Origin of the sequence: Anaerocolumna jejuensis DSM 15929 (assembly GCF_900142215.1) — a bacterium.
Taxonomy (GTDB): Bacteria; Bacillota; Clostridia; order Lachnospirales; family Lachnospiraceae; genus Anaerocolumna; species Anaerocolumna jejuensis.
The window spans coordinates 1-15,472 of sequence record NZ_FRAC01000044.1 but is presented as its reverse complement, the minus strand read 5'-3'; the positions used below and the strand labels follow the sequence as shown (position 1 = coordinate 15,472).

Here is a 15,472-nt window from a genome sequence, read left to right as displayed (position 1 = left end):
CTAATGTGCTCCCTTCTTTACCGATAAACTAATTCTAGGGTCGATAATTGTCATTAATATATCCCCCAGCAGAACAGAAATAATCGATAACGTTGTAAAGATAAAGACAAGACCTATCACCATCGAATTGTTGTATGCCTTGATTGCATCCGGCAGCATCTTCCCCATCCCAGGAGCGGCAAATACTGTTTCGGTGATAGTAGCCCCGGCGATCGACAGGATAACCGCTCCCGGAATTTGGTTGACAATAGGGATCATGGCATTCTTAAGGATATGGTTGTTGGATATCTCACGCTCGGACAATCCTTTTGCACGGGCAAAATGAACATAATCCGCTGATGCCTGATCAATCATGTATCTGCGCACCCATATCACCAAGCCCGAAACAGAAAGCAATCCCAGAATGACCGTCGGCAAAATATAGGAACGGATGTCCTGTCCACCCAGCACCGGGAAATCTGCCGGCAAACCAAATACAGTATTTCCTATAAAGCGAAAGAGATAGATAAACGCAAGGCTTGGAACGGATATTAGAACCGTCACAATAATAACACCGATGCGATCTCCCCACCGCCCTTTGTGCCGTGCCATAAATACGGCGGCGGACAGTCCGATTACATAAGTGATAATTAGAGCAATGACGCCCATAGACAGCGAGATTTGAGCCATTGATGGATCCTGATAGTTATTGGTGGTCAGCGTATAGTTATCCTTGAACCTCCCTCTCTGCAGACGATCGATTTGGGCCGTTTGCTGATATTGCCTGGAATAAATATTTATCGACGAAACCTCCGTCTTCCCTGTTTCAAAGGTGATCTCCCGCGAATCAGTCTTCCCTTGCCCGCTGAATATGACATCCATCACTCCCCTGCTCTGGAAAGTCGGATAGGAAATTCCCAAATTCAGATGGATGATATTTTGGTGAATGAACGGAAACGACGAATTAAAATAAAGCAGATATTTATGCTGCGTACCGGAACCAGTCAAGGTAAATCCGGCTTCCGGTGTGTTCTCAAAGCGAATATACCGTGGCAGGTCCGGATTATCCGGATCGTTAACTTTCCATGGGTGGTCTATATCGATAATATTTGCGTAAAAACGTAATACACGTTGAATCACCGGAATTTCACGAGTGGCATAATAGGTCTTGGCCACAGGCAATTGATAGATTTCCCATCCATCCCCCCGGTTCTCTTTCTCCCACTTCTGAATAGCCACTTCATCCCTGCCTTCCATGATGGCGTCGAATTCCGTGCCTTCTGTTTTCCCTGTAATCCTCTGTGCAATGTCATCAAGCTGTATAAAATCAATATATCCCAGCTTACGATAAACTGTATTTTCGTAGTTCGTCCGCTTATCCGGATCTCCCTTCAACCGACTGTAAGTCGTATCCCCGATAAAAATGCTATTTCGCGGAACCAGGGTGAAGATCATCGCATAGGCAACGGTTGTCACCAATATGATACTGATAAGAGAGCGTAAAATTCTAAAAAATATGTATCTCTTCACATTTTCCCTCCTGCCATAATAGAAGGGGCTGTTGCGAAATGAAGCTCTGCGGAGTATAGCTTGCCATAATGCACTGTTTGACAGACAGATGATATGATTTGTATGCTATAAGCGAACATTTCATGTATGATTTTAGCATACAAATCATGCCAGATGTCGGTCAACCGGTGTGAGGCAAGTTATACTCCGCAGAGCTTCATTTTGCAACAGCCCCTTCTGTTTATTTACTTTTATAGGTTATTTCTTTCTATAACCTTAACTAATTGGTTATTTTCCTGCTGCCGAACGAGCTGTATTCCATTTGCTCAGGGCTGCATCATATTGATTCTGCGTAACCGGCTCTGCCTGCAGTTTAATATACTTTAACTTGTCAGCCGAAATACCGGACCAGCCGTAAGGTACCGTAAAAGGAATAACCTTCGTTACACGAGGACGTCCGCCGCCATTGTAAATCGGAATCTGAAGGACATTATCCAGTAACCATGCTTCCGCTTCCGCATAAGCCGTATAACGTTCGTTTAATTGATCTTTCCCGGTAATGGCAGCGGCTGTATCCAGCAGTGCGTCATAGTCGGTTATCTTTAAAGCTGCCTTAGCATCGGCACTGGTGTCTTTCCCTTCTACCAAAGCCGTACCGGTCAGACCAAGAGTTGAAAGCATGTCGCCTGTACGGGAGTTATAGATATTCAAGTAAGTAGCCGGGTCGTCATAGTCGGGACTCCAGCCGGAGGCAGTTGAGATATCAAAGTCGCTGGCGGCACCCGTCGTCGCATAATAAGTTGCGGCATAGAAAGGATCCTGAGCCAGCAGCTGGATGTCAATCACAACATTATCAGTGCCCAACGCGCTTTCAATGGATTGTTTCAATGACTTCGCCTGGTTGACGAGTATCTCAGAGGTTTCTAACTCCGGCAGATCAAGATGGATCGGGAACTTCACACCTTCTGCCTCCAGCGTTGTTCTTGCCTTGCTAATGTATTCCTTTGCTTTTTTTGCATTATAATAGGGATCCTGGCCGTCGCTCAAATCGATACCGCCAAAGGCATTGCTGTCTAATGCGGATAATTTACCTGCAACTGTCTTGCCGTAATTTTCGCCGTTAACCTGTAAGAACTGGGGCGGAATCAGGGTATTACGCAGACGAGCCGCCGCTGCTTCATCACCGACACCTTGTGCACTGTAGGAGGTGCGGTTAAAAGCAAACAGAAGTGCTAAACGAAAATCGCGGTTCAGGATAGCCTTAGCCGTAGAAGATTTCTCTTCGTCGGATTTTTTACTTGTATGTTCATATGCCACCCGGGCAAAATTGAAAGTCATATTATATGTAGTTCCGTTCGACTGACTGAAAATGACGCCATCCGGATAAGCTTCGGTAACCTTCGAAAATCCTGCGGAATTCGGATAAACCGCGGCCTGGCTTAACGTCCCTTCCTGGAATTGTGCAAAGTAACTGTCAGGGTCGCTGCCGTCATTATAAATGTATTTTACTCCATCAATAAAGACATTCCCCGCATCCCAATAATTTTCATTTTTCGTGTATTCAATTACGGATTTCGCCGTATTGTTGGTCAGGAGGAACGGACCGTTGTAAAGGATGGAGCTCGGATTCGTGGAACCGAAACTTTCACCTTGGGATTCCAGAAATTCAGCGTTGATCGGGAACAATATACCATACGTCGTCTTCGAGTTCCAGTATGGTTCAGATTGATTCAACGTATATTCCAGAGTATAGTCGTCAACCGCTTTAACACCAACTGTACTGAAATCCTTCGTCTTCCCATCAATGTAATCCTGCAGGCCTTTAACACTGCCTGAAACAATATACAGCGTTTCGGATTCAACGTCAGCCGCGTGCTTCAAAGCGGTTACCCAGTCCTGAGCTGTGACTTCGGCATATTCGGTTCCCTCACTGGTTACCCATTTCACACCTTGGCGAATGTGATAGGTGTACGTCAGTCCATCAGCGCTGACCTCCCAGCTTTCCGCAAGATCCGGGACGAGATTGCCCGATGAATCATTTTCCAGCAGACTGTCAACAAAGTTCGCAACATGCTCGTTGTTCGTTGCTCTTTGAGTAAACGTGTAATCCAAATTATCAATATCCGCATTGTAAGCCAACGTAAGTGTTCCACCGACGCCCGGAGCGTCCTCAGAACCTGCTTCGGCTTCTGCTGTAGCTGTAGCTTCAGGTGTGGAAGCACCTTCTGTAGGGGTATCCGTATCCGTCTTGGTCTCTTTTTTGTCTTTGCAGCCAACCAATGAAAATACCATGACTAACGTAAGTAATAGTGCTAATACTCTCTTCTTCATAAAATTCTCCCTTTCATCCTTAAATATTATAATAATTGAGAGTATGATTATAGAAATCTATTAATTAAGGGGTCTCTCTCTTAATCAATAGGGTTTTCTTCAAAAATACCCTCAAATTATGCTGAAATAAAACAATAATCTGCTGCCTTTTGCCACTTTCTAGAATTCACACATTAATCGGCTAAATCATATTACATCATTCATATATGTTTTATATGCTTATGTTGGTATTAGTATGACTCGTCTGGGCATATTTATAAAATCCTTTTATTCATTTTCAGTTATGAAAGGTAAAACTTTTTAACCCGGGCCGGGTCATTGACATTTGCATAATCAAAAAATCGTTGAAAACCTTGACATAGATTATTCTTTTTGTCAGTAACGTGCAACGGCAGAACTTAAAAAGCCCCGAAAACCCTACTAATTTACTGGGTTTTCGAGGCTTTTTATCTTTTTATACTGTCAAAAACAGGGCATTGCTTTTAATTGCTATTATGCATTTTGAAACAGGGCTAAAAGCCTGTTCTGAATACAATAGTCCAGATTCATGGTTTTATAGACCGCTTTTTCTTCAAAATAAATGGTAATTTTACCGTCCTGAATGGTTTTAATCATTCCTTTTCCATAAGTTTTATGCTCTACAAGAGTTCCCGGAGTAAGGGTATCCCGGTCTATGAGCATCTCTCCTACAAATCTTGATAAGGCAAGCTCCTTGTTGTATCTTTCCTTGGAAGAATAAATATGCAGGTATTCTTTTGCTCTGGTCACCGCTACGTAAAAGAGTCTCCTCTCTTCTTCTAAGTCAGCCTCCAGCACCGCTTTGCGGTAAGGGGTAATTCCTTCGTTCGCATCCACAATAAATACGACCTGATATTCCAAGCCCTTGGAGCTGTGCATGGTGGCTAAGGTCACTCTGTCTCCGTTCTTCTCTTTTGCTTCCCTTGTCTTCCTTTTTAATTCCTCTTTATACTCCTCCATATGTAAGAACCAGGCAGCAAAGCTCTCATAATTTCTGGCACTTTCCGTAAGTTCATCCAGCACCTCAATCAGCTCCTCTGCTTTTAAGTTCCGGATTCTTGCATATTCTTCTATAAACCCCTCGTATCCAACTCCCCTTCTGATATAGGTAACTGCTCCGTATGGGTTCATGTTTTTGATAAGATTCAAGTCATATTCCAGCTTATCAATGCGGTCAAGCATCCAGTCCCTGTCTCCATAGAATTTTCTCAGTGCCAGAAAATCTATCTGAGCCTCCTTCATGGCTTCCCTGTTAAGATAGCGGTTGGGTCTGTTGGCTACCTGGAGAAAGAACCTTCTCTCCTTCTCTCCTGCCGCAAGCCTGATATAAGCGATAATATCCTGGGAAATCCAATGCTCATAGAGATTGGGAATACGGTCCTTCATCTGAAAGGGGATATTGTACTCCATCATTTTTTCTACCAGAGCCCTTGGCTGTATATTGGTGCGGAACAATACGGCAATTTTGGAGAAGTCTATCCCCTTCTTGTTATATTGAAGGATTTCACCCACAACGGAAAGGTTCTGCTCCTTCATGTTATCAAAGGAACGGATGGCAACCTCACCGCCTTCCTTTGAGGCGGCCCTCATCGCTTTCTCATAGCGCCTGGCATTATTCTTAATCAGTGCCGAAGCACATTGCATAATCTTTCCGCCACAGCGGTAGTTATTGGTAAGCTCAACCCTTTTGCTGTCCGGGTAATCATCCTTAAAATGCAGCATTATCTCAGGTTTTGCCCCTCGAAAACGGTAAATGGCCTGGTCATCATCCCCTACGATAAAAAGATTATTAAGGGGCTTTGCTAAAAGCCTGATAACATCGTATTGAATTTTATTGATGTCCTGGAATTCATCGATTAAGATATACTTGAATTTATTCTGCCACAGGGATAGAATGTCCGGTCTTTCGCTTAAAAGCTCTAAACACAATACCAGCATGTCATCGAAGTCTATGAGATGGGAATCCGCAAGCTTATTTTCATAAGCCCGGTATATTTTCTTAAAATTATCCTCGGAGCAGTTTATGGAATAGTAATGCTCCAAATCCAGTCTTTCCCCTTTTACAAGGCTGATTTCCGAAAGAATCTCCTCTGAGAACTCCTTTTCATCCTCAACCTCTAAGGAAAGCTTATATATAACTTCCTTCATAAAGGCATAACGCTGCTCTTCTCTTATAATATTCGAAGCGTTAAACCCGTAGGCAAACTTTAATATCGTAAAGAAAACTGAGTGAAAGGTTCCAAAGGAAACTCCCGGGTGCTGCTGCCCGGTGAGTTTATGGAACCTCTCCTTCATCTCCTCCGCCGCTGCCTTTGTAAAGGTAATTACCAGTATGTTGGAAGGACTGGCACCATATTCTTCTATCAGGTGCTGCACCCTTCTGGTAATTACCAGGGTCTTTCCGGAACCGGGCCCTGCAAGTACTATCATAGGCCCGGTGTCATGTCTGATTGCCGCAAGCTGCTGCTGATTTACTTCCATAGGCTTATCCCTGCCTTAATTTCTCTATACCGACCCTGATTCTTCTAAGGCTTTCCTCTTTTCCTATAATGTTCATAATTTCATAGGCTCCTCCGGGAGTGGACTGCTTTCCGGATACTGCCGTACGCAGAGGCCAAAGGCCTGTTCCGTTTTTAATGCCCTTGTCTGCAATATAGCCCATTATGACCTTTTCAATGCCCTCTACGGAGTAATCATCGAGTGCTTCCAGGAGCGGAAGCTGCTCTGTCAGAACCTGTAAGGAAATCTCAGAATCAGTCTTCATCTTCTTATGGGTATACATTGCGATGTCATAATCCGGCAGCTCCTCAAAGAAATCGATTATATCCTTTGCATCCAATAAAGTCTCGATTCGGCTCTTTACAAGGTCTGCAATTTTCTTTAAGTCATAATCCTTATGAACAACCTCTTTTACATAGGGAAGAATAATCTCATAGTACTGCTCCTTCTCCATCCTCTTGATATATTCGCCGTTCATCCATCTTAATTTTGCCATGTCAAATACGGCCGGAGACTTATTCATATGGGTATAATCAAATTCCTTAATAAGCTCTTCCAGGGTAAACAGCTCTTCATTTGTGCCGGAGCTCCAGCCAAGGAGGGCAATGAAATTGACAATTGCTTCTGTCACAAAGCCCTGCTCCAATAAATCTTCAAAGGAGGAATGACCGCTTCTCTTGGAAAGCTTCTTATGCTCCTCATTGGTAATTAAAGGGCAGTGTACATAAACAGGCTCTTCCCAGCCAAAAGCATGATAAAGTCTTGTATATTTAGGTGTGGAGGAAAGATATTCGTTTCCTCTTACTACATGTGTAATATCCATCAGATGGTCGTCTATTACATTAGCAAAGTTATAGGTAGGATACCCGTCGGACTTCATCAGAATCATATCATCCAACTCCGAATTTTCTACCGTTATCTCACCGTAAATGGCATCTGTAAAGGTAGTCGTGCCCTCCTGGGGAATGTTCTGGCGGATTACATAGGGGATTCCTGCTGCCAGATTGGCCTCGATTTCCTCCTTGCTAAGGTGAAGACAATGCTTATCGTATTTTATAATTTCCTTGTCATCTTCCTCGGAAACCACACTCTTCAAAGAAGCAAGACGCTCCTTGGTGCAAAAGCAATAATAAGCTTCCCCTTTTTCAATAAGCTCCTTGGCATATTTTAAATAAATACCGCTTGCCTGGCGCTCACTCTGGACATAGGGGCCGTAGCCTTTGTCCTTATCCGGTCCCTCATCATGAACCAGTCCTGTTTTCTTTAAGGTGTTATATATGATCTCCGTAGCACCTTCCACAAACCGTTCCTGATCCGTATCTTCAATACGCAGAAGAAAATCCCCTCCTTCATGCTTTGCTATCAGATACTCATAGAGGGCAGTTCTTAAATTTCCCACATGCATTCTTCCTGTGGGACTGGGTGCAAATCTGGTTCTTACTTTTTTCATATAAATTCCTTCCTGTCCCTTTCCTTTTGTAAGTTATGGATGCAGCTGCTTTCTGCACCCCTGAAAGGTACTTTGTACTGTTAAATATAAAACATGATACTTTTTCTGTCAATACGAATCCCGACAAAATCCAAGGAAATCCCCCGGGAATACATCATTTGAGCCTCTTTAAAAATAATAAATTGCAGATTAAGTATAATATAATACCTTGTTTTCCCTGCCTGTACATTATATCATAGAAAAATAGAAGGAGTACATGCCCTGTACAAAAAGTAAATTTATGGCATGGAGCAGGTATAAGAAAATCCTGCAAGCCCTTCTAAATAATTATTATGAATCGAGGTGTCCTAAGAATATGTATCAAGCCAATGAGAAACGTTATGAAACCATGGTATATAACCGCTGCGGAAACAGCGGCTTAAAGCTGCCGGCTCTTTCCCTGGGGCTATGGCACAATTTTGGTTCCGTAAATATTTATGATAATATGGTAAGCCTGGTTACTACTGCCTTTGACCACGGTATTACCCACTTTGACCTTGCCAATAACTACGGTCCCGTTCCCGGCTCCGCGGAAGAAAATTTCGGAAGAATCTTAAAGAACGAATTAAAGCCTTACCGGGATGAGATCATCATCTCCTCCAAAGCAGGTTATTATATGTGGCCCGGCCCTTACGGCGAATGGGGCAGTAAAAAATACCTGGTGTCCAGCCTTGACCAGAGCTTAAAACGTCTTGGCGTAGACTATGTGGACATATTCTACCATCATAGACCGGACCCTGACACTCCCCTGGAAGAAACCATGATGGCTCTTGACCAAATTGTACGCTCCGGTAAAGCACTCTATGCCGGAATCTCCAACTACAGTGGGGAACAGGCGGAAAAAGCAATCAAGATATTAAAGGACCTGGGAACTCCTCTTCTTATTCACCAGCCCAATTACAATATGTTCAACCGATGGGTGGAAAAGGACCTTACCCCTGTCCTGGATAAATACGGCGTTGGAAGCATTGCCTTTTGTCCTCTTGCCCAGGGACTTTTAACCAATAAATATCTGGGAGGTATCCCGGAGGATTCCAGAGCGGCTGACCCGAACAGTCCTTTCCTTCGTCCTGACTCCGTGACAGAGGGTTCCGTAAGAAAAGTCCAGAAATTAGATGTACTGGCAAAAGAACGCGGACAGAGCATGGCTCAGCTGGCTCTTGCCTGGGTATTAAGAAAAGGAAAGATTACCACTGCCCTGATTGGAGCAAGTAAGGCCTCCCAGATTGTTGAAAATGTAGAGGCACTTAAGAACCTTTCCTTTACGGATGAGGAATTACGTGCAATTGATGAGATTCTGGCAAGCTAAGTTCTAAAAAGACAGGACTGATTCCCCTTATCTTCTCAGTAATTTTAAATTGCTGTAAGGATAGGCGGCATCAGCCCTCTTCTTTTTATTTCACATTAAGCTGCTGCATATATGCGTTAATATCAAAGCCGCTGGCTACAAGCTGCTGCATTGCCCAGTTAAAATAAGCAACCAGCAGAAATAGAGACAGAACCACAATAACCAAAGTTGCTCTTGCCCAATTTTTCTTACTCTTTGCAGTTTTATCGGAAATTGACCAATATATAAGCATTACAACATATACAATAGGTCCGAATATCGGAATAAAGGGCAGCAGCATACTGCCGGCCCAATTCCCAAAGGTTATCGGCTTTTCTTCTTCCTTCTCATCCTTCTCATTCTGATATACTTCTGCACTACGGAATTCCTGAAAACTTTGCTCTTTCAATAATGTTCCGCAATATTCACAATAATTTGCATCTTCATTCTCTAGTATTCTCCCGCAGGATTTACAAAACATATCTCTTACCTTCCTCCCAAATTTAACTGTTCTTACAGCACCTGCTAATAGGTCCGATGCTGCGTTATTGTAAGAATTCATCTGAATGCAATTATAACATAGCACATTTGAAAACAAAAGAACAATCTTGACCATTGAATTTTACTGCCATTATGTTACTATAAATAATAAGCTCTATTGGGATACTAAGGCTCCGTCCGTATTATGTGCCTTAGCATGTGCGAATAACTACATAAAAGGAGTATGTGTGAAAGAAAAGCGCTTTCACACTCCATTATCTATGGCAGTACCGCAGACAGGTCTGCAGTATGCAATGGGAACAAGAGTGAAAGAAAATATTATTTTGAAAGGATGCCACTTACAGATTCTTTCACTCATTTTTATTTGTGGCAGTATCGCAGGCATGCCTGTGATATGCAATGGGTGTAGACATGCAGGATTTACAACAAACAGTAAATGCTATAAAAAACAATGTGGAAAAGGTGCTTGTGGGAAAATCCGAAACCATAGACCATGTTATAACCGCCCTTTTAGCAAATGGCCATATACTTCTTGAGGACGTTCCCGGTACAGGAAAGACCGTACTTGCCAAATCTCTGGCAAAGTCTTTGGAAGCAGATTTTAAACGTATCCAATTTACACCGGATCTCCTTCCTTCCGATATTACCGGCATAAATTATTACAACCAGAAAGAGGGGGATTTTCTGTTCAGAGAAGGCCCTGTACTTACAAATATACTTCTGGCAGATGAAATCAACCGGGCAACGCCCAGAACCCAGTCAAGCCTTCTGGAATGTATGGAAGAGAGGCAGATTACAATAGACGGAAAAACCTACCTGTTAAAAAAACCTTTTCTTGTCATCGCAACCCAAAACCCTGTTGAAACAGCCGGTACCTTTCCTCTTCCGGAAGCACAGCTAGACAGGTTTCTTATGCAGCTGTCCATGGGCTTTCCCTCTCCATCGGAAGAAGTATTTTTATTGAACCGTTTTATCAAAGCTTCACCTCTGGAAAACCTTATGCCTGTCTGCACCACAGAAGAGCTCTTAAAGGCCCAGGAAGAAATAAAGGATGTCTACCTGCATCCTTCCCTGATGGAATATATGGTGGCCATTGTGCAAAAAACAAGAGACCACAAAGACATTGTACTTGGTGTAAGCCCCAGGGGAAGCCTGTCTTTCCTAAGAGCCGTACAAGCCTATAGCGCCATTAAAGGCTTCCAGTATGTAATTCCGGAACATATCCGATATATTGCTCCCTATGTGCTTTCCCACCGCCTGGTGTTAAAGACTTCCTTCCAGAAGATTGAAGCTTCCAGAGATATTCTTTCCGGCATCTTAGAGGATATCCCCGTACCTACCGAAAACTTTTCAGGGAGGTAGCATTATGAATCTGCTTGCCGCTGTTTTAGGCGCTTACTTCTTATACCTGCTGCAGAAATATCTTTACCGGAAATGGTGGGATAAAAACCTTGAAATTGAGCTTAAATTTAATAAAGATACCGCTAAGGAAGGGGATTCTCTTACACTTGTAGAATCAATTACAAACCGGAAGCTGCTGCCCCTTCCCCTGCTAAAGGTTAAATTCAGGACATCAAGAAATCTCGAATTTCCCGGAATGGAAAATGCATCTGTTACGGATAATTATTACCGGAGTGATGTTTTATCTCTTATGATGTACCAGAAGCTTACCAGACAGCTCCCCTTCCTCTGCAGCCGCCGGGGTTATTACACCGTGGACAGAGCGGATATCATCTGCTCCAACCTCTTTTTATCCTCAGAAATGGTTATGGACTGTCCCCAGCAACTATCACTTTATGTATACCCGCGAACTGTTACCGCCCCCTCTTTTGACCCCATGTTCAAGACCTTGCTTGGCACCGTACTTACAAAACGCTTTACCAATGAAGACCCATTTGAGTTTAGAGGTATCAGAGAATATCAGACTTATGACGCCCTGAAATCCGTTAACTGGAAAGCTTCCTCAAAAACAGGAGAATTAAAAGTAAATGCTTTTAACTATACCTCTTCCTTTCAGGTAAAGCTTTTACTTAACCTGGAGCAGGAAACTGCTTTAAAACAGGAGGACCTGGAGGAGGAAAGCATTCGCCTTGCCAGCACCCTTTCCGAAAAATTCCTGGCCCAGGGTATTCCGGTATCACTTCTGACTAATTGCAGGAGCCTTACAGGAGAAGTCAGCGAAGCAATTCAGGCTGGCTCAGGCATACACCATTTGGATACCATTAACAAGGCTTTGAGTCTCCTTGATACTTCCAAAACACCCCTGCCCTTCGTCTCCTGCCTGGAAGGCCAATGCCTCGAAAGTAAGAATGAATATGTTATCTTTCTTTCTACCTATCAAAAGGAAGATTTTCAAGATTTACTCTGCCATATGGCAGCTATAAAAATGGATTTTATCTGGATTCTCCCAGTAAATAAGGATATTACTGCAGCTGTCAGGGAAGAAATAAAGTCTAAAACTATTATCTGGACAGCCGCTTAGACATACTCATACACTGCTGCCTGTAAATAAAAATGCGGAATATCCCCAAAAGGCATCAATTCATTAAAAGTGAAAGAAAATCAGATACGAAAGGATACCACATACCAGTTCTTTACTCCTTATTAATTGTGGCAGTATCGCAGGCCAGCCTGTGATATACAACGGGTGCAAATATGAATAATAAAATATATCGTGTGATAATTGATGTCATAAACTTAATATTGGGCGTTATCTCCCTATACGCTATTATGGCTCTTATACTGCTGTTAACCAAAAGCAGCCCTGCTTCCCCCTTCCTTTTCTTTCTTTCTCTTACAGGAGCAGTACTGTCCTATTGCATTCAGCAGTATACAAGGCATATGTGGTCTTTTCTGCTTCTCCATTGCTGCCTTATAGCATTATTTTTTCTAGTCACTCCTACTCTTGTCGGAAAGATTTTAGGCATATGCTTTATGACAGCTGTCACTCTTTACAGCCTGGTTAAGAGGCTTAAAGAGGAAGAGATGGGCAGGAAAAATATCTCTCCAGCTCATTTATTAATTCTGGGCCTTTTATACCTGGTAAACCTGCAGCTGCATCTGTCAGGACTTAACCAACTTCTTTTTATGCTGACTATTATCTTTATATTACTCTTTCTCATAAACAGCTACCTCATTAATTTTGAGCATTATTTCAGTCTGCAGCAGGAAACCAGTAATGTTCCTTTAAAGCAAATAAAGACCGTCAATCACACGATAATTATTTTCTTTTTAGGTCTGTCATTTGCCAGTATGCTTGCCTTTACCAAACTTCCTTTAAAGGAATTAATTCAGGCTATCCAAAAGGGACTCCTGGCCATTATCAAAGGAATATTATCGCTGCTTCCTGGGGCTTCCTCCAATGTCCCTCAAATACAGGAAGCTCAGCAGAATGCACCGACTGCCTCCCCTCCACCACTCCCGACAGCTGCTCCGCCTTCTCCTTTCTGGCAGCATCTTCAGAATTTTATATTGACTCTTCTTACTGTAGCAATGGTTGTAGCTGCAATCGCGCTTATTTCCTTTGCCATATACAAGCTGTACCAGACCTTTTATAAAGATAAGCGAACCCTTTTTAAGGATAATACGGAATTCATATCTCCCTTTGATAAAAGGGAAAAAGCTCTAAAAGAGAAGCCTTCCGTCAGGCAAAAAGGCCTTTCACGATTCTGGAGCCAGACTAACAATGATAAGATACGAAAAGCCTTTTATAAAGCCATCCTGGCTCAGAAAGGAAAACTTCCTAAATTGTCAGCCACACCTACGGAATTATCTCGGTATATTCTATCTGATAGTTCCTGTTCTGATGAAGATAAGGAGGAGAAATTAGAGAGTTTGGCTTTCTATTATGAAAAGGCCCGATATAATAAAGAGGACTGCACGAAAGAAGACGTAGAAGATTTTAAAAATCTCCTGCACAGAAGCTAGCATTAAAATTATTTCCTTATATGACGTGTGACCTTTGTAAAGCTGGAAGACATATACATTAACTAGACTTTTTCATATTTGATTCTACTCCAAGCCTGCGTAGCTATGTATTCCCAAGAAACAGGGCATACTAATGAACTTCACTACCAATGAACTATACTACTATGAGTTCGCCTGTAACTAATAGAGTGAATAGAGTTTTAAGGCAACGAAATTTTAAGTTCTGTAGAGCTTTCATCCCCACCATAAAATAAGCCGAGGAATCATCACCTCGGCTTATTACATAAACATATAATCTACTTACGAACCTCCTTCATATGGCTCCTTTAAGTCAGCTGGAAAATCTGCCGGAATGTTTCTGCCGGATATGCAGATACTTTAAGAATTTACTGTCTTTAGCCTTTGTATAAAGGACTCTGTATTATTCATAAAAGCTCCTATATTTTTAACACCTGAACCAGCTATAAGTGTTTTAATGTTCTGGGCAAATTCCTCCAAGCCCCAGGTAGAAGCAGTTTGAAATCTGTTACTGCTGACACTTTGCTGCATATTTTTCTTCAGATTATTATCCTCTTCTATATAATTCTTTATCCAATCTGAATGAGAAGGTACCTTTTTCGCAAAATCCAAAAGAATGCTGCCCCAGTCTTTACCATTGACAATGGCATCCTGCAGCCAGCTATATGTATCAGGCTCATATCTGCGCATAAGATCACTTGTTTTCACATAATCCTCCGGTGCTCCTATGGGTTTATCAGCAGGTGTAATATATCGTATTTGCCCTGTTGCCCCATCCTTGACTCCAGTTTTAGCTATGGCTGCAATCTGTTCCATAGTCTGCTTGAATTCTGCTGCCTCATCCTCTGTCATATAATTATCTGCAATATATCCGGCTTGCGCCAGTCCCAATTCTATATTAGCCGCTCTTTCATCCCTGTCATCCATATAACTGTCGTTTATAAAGTTGGATTGAATGATACCATATACAGTCTCCGTCACCTCTGTTGGTTTACCGGTAAGCAGGCGGTTCAAAGACTCATTGATTTGCACAGTTCCAAAGTACTTGGCACTGTGATTCACAATGTCAGCTGCAGCTAATTGCCTTCCCTCAGCACTGATTTCAACCTTGTCGGTTAAATGGGATAAGGAAGCAATTGTCCCTGTTACTAACACAGGTTTACTGTTTTGTCGTGTCGTATTTGCATATAAATTGGGTTCAAATTGCGTAGTACTGGATATTTTCATTATTTAAGACCATAACATACCGCAGAATGGTCCACGGTATTTCCACATAGTGATAGGAATGAAAGAAGCTGCATGTGGCATCCTTTCCTCTGTAATTTTCTTTCACTCCAGGTTGGTTCCAGTATAGTTCTCTCCTTCCAAAACAGTTAGAATCAATTTACTGGCATTTTATTTCTATATATTCTATCGGTATATTACCTGATTACTTTAGTTCCAACGCTGTCCACTTCATTGAAAAACCAGCAAACAAAAAAGGAAGCTGCTTTGACAACTTCCTCTTTCTATCTATATCATGACCTTTTCCGTCATATTTCTTTATTGATTTTAATTATACCATCAAAACCACACATTTTTTTGATTCCATCTAATTTTAGGTCAAGCCCTCGACCTATTAGTATTAGTCAGCTACATGTGTTACCACACTTCCACCTCTAACCTATCCACCTGATCGTCTTTCAGGGGTCTTACTAGCTTATGCTATGGGATATCTTATCTTGAGGGGGGCTTCACGCTTAGATGCCTTCAGCGTTTATCCCTTCCCGACTTGGCTACCCGGCCATGCACTTGGCAGTGCAACCGGTACACCAGAGGTCAGTCCAACCCGGTCCTCTCGTACTAAGGTCAGCTCCTCTCAAATATCCTACGCC

10 protein-coding genes and 1 rRNA gene are annotated in these 15,472 nt (G+C 42.4%); 4 read left to right on the top strand and 7 right to left on the bottom strand.

What is annotated here, in order from left to right; all coding sequences use genetic code 11:
* The 4 genes from BUB77_RS27315 to gltX all read right to left on the bottom strand — a co-directional run bounded on the left by BUB77_RS27315 (position 1) and on the right by gltX (position 7,786).
* Positions 1–1,509: an ABC transporter permease gene (locus tag BUB77_RS27315; protein WP_073280347.1), complete on the bottom strand. Its 1,509-nt coding sequence runs from the start codon at positions 1,507–1,509 to the stop codon at positions 1–3.
* Positions 1,510–1,776: 267 nt separating this feature from the next.
* Positions 1,777–3,819 (bottom strand): peptide ABC transporter substrate-binding protein, encoded by a 2,043-nt coding sequence (locus tag BUB77_RS27310; RefSeq protein ID WP_073280346.1) that lies wholly within the window; start codon positions 3,817–3,819, stop codon positions 1,777–1,779.
* A gap of 492 nt (positions 3,820–4,311) precedes the next feature.
* A complete protein-coding gene (locus BUB77_RS27305; protein ID WP_073280345.1) occupies positions 4,312–6,318 on the bottom strand; it encodes an ATP-dependent helicase in 2,007 nt (668 codons plus the stop codon).
* Positions 6,319–6,322: 4 nt separating this feature from the next.
* Entirely contained in the window at positions 6,323–7,786 is a 1,464-nt protein-coding gene (gene gltX / locus BUB77_RS27300; RefSeq protein ID WP_073280344.1) for a glutamate--tRNA ligase, read from the bottom strand.
* A 355-nt stretch (positions 7,787–8,141) separates the two neighbouring features.
* Here gltX and mgrA point away from each other — a divergent pair, with 355 nt between their 5' ends.
* Positions 8,142–9,134: an L-glyceraldehyde 3-phosphate reductase gene (mgrA, locus tag BUB77_RS27295; protein WP_073280366.1), complete on the top strand. Its 993-nt coding sequence runs from the start codon at positions 8,142–8,144 to the stop codon at positions 9,132–9,134.
* A gap of 85 nt (positions 9,135–9,219) precedes the next feature.
* On the opposite strand, the gene BUB77_RS27290 is transcribed toward mgrA, so the two are convergent.
* Positions 9,220–9,633, bottom strand: a complete 414-nt coding sequence (locus BUB77_RS27290) for a zinc ribbon domain-containing protein (protein ID WP_170866772.1) — start codon at positions 9,631–9,633, stop codon at positions 9,220–9,222.
* Positions 9,634–10,064: 431 nt separating this feature from the next.
* Between BUB77_RS27290 and BUB77_RS27280 the strand changes: the two genes are divergently transcribed.
* From BUB77_RS27280 to BUB77_RS27270, 3 genes are all read left to right on the top strand, one after another.
* Positions 10,065–11,015: an AAA family ATPase gene (locus BUB77_RS27280; RefSeq protein WP_073280365.1), complete on the top strand. Its 951-nt coding sequence runs from the start codon at positions 10,065–10,067 to the stop codon at positions 11,013–11,015.
* A gap of 4 nt (positions 11,016–11,019) precedes the next feature.
* On the top strand, positions 11,020–12,135 hold the full coding sequence (locus BUB77_RS27275) for a DUF58 domain-containing protein (protein WP_073280341.1): 1,116 nt from the start codon (positions 11,020–11,022) through the stop codon (positions 12,133–12,135).
* A 173-nt stretch (positions 12,136–12,308) separates the two neighbouring features.
* Positions 12,309–13,580, top strand: a complete 1,272-nt coding sequence (locus BUB77_RS27270) for a hypothetical protein (RefSeq protein WP_073280340.1) — start codon at positions 12,309–12,311, stop codon at positions 13,578–13,580.
* A gap of 378 nt (positions 13,581–13,958) precedes the next feature.
* Here BUB77_RS27270 and BUB77_RS27265 read toward each other — a convergent pair whose 3' ends face one another.
* Together BUB77_RS27265 and BUB77_RS27260 are read right to left on the bottom strand one after the other, a co-directional pair.
* A complete protein-coding gene (locus BUB77_RS27265) occupies positions 13,959–14,753 on the bottom strand; it encodes a hypothetical protein (RefSeq protein WP_207650870.1) in 795 nt (264 codons plus the stop codon).
* A 443-nt stretch (positions 14,754–15,196) separates the two neighbouring features.
* Positions 15,197–15,472, bottom strand: a 23S ribosomal RNA gene (locus BUB77_RS27260); the annotation flags it as partial.

Coding starts and splice junctions, on each gene's coding strand:
- BUB77_RS27310 (WP_073280346.1), bottom strand. CDS start 3,819: ATGAAGAAGAGAGTATTAGCACTATTACTTACGTTAGTCATGGTATTT.
- BUB77_RS27305 (WP_073280345.1), bottom strand. CDS start 6,318: ATGGAAGTAAATCAGCAGCAGCTTGCGGCAATCAGACATGACACCGGG.
- gltX (WP_073280344.1), bottom strand. CDS start 7,786: ATGAAAAAAGTAAGAACCAGATTTGCACCCAGTCCCACAGGAAGAATG.
- mgrA (WP_073280366.1), top strand. CDS start 8,142: ATGTATCAAGCCAATGAGAAACGTTATGAAACCATGGTATATAACCGC.
- BUB77_RS27290 (WP_170866772.1), bottom strand. CDS start 9,633: ATGTTTTGTAAATCCTGCGGGAGAATACTAGAGAATGAAGATGCAAAT.
- BUB77_RS27280 (WP_073280365.1), top strand. CDS start 10,065: ATGCAGGATTTACAACAAACAGTAAATGCTATAAAAAACAATGTGGAA.
- BUB77_RS27275 (WP_073280341.1), top strand. CDS start 11,020: ATGAATCTGCTTGCCGCTGTTTTAGGCGCTTACTTCTTATACCTGCTG.
- BUB77_RS27270 (WP_073280340.1), top strand. CDS start 12,309: ATGAATAATAAAATATATCGTGTGATAATTGATGTCATAAACTTAATA.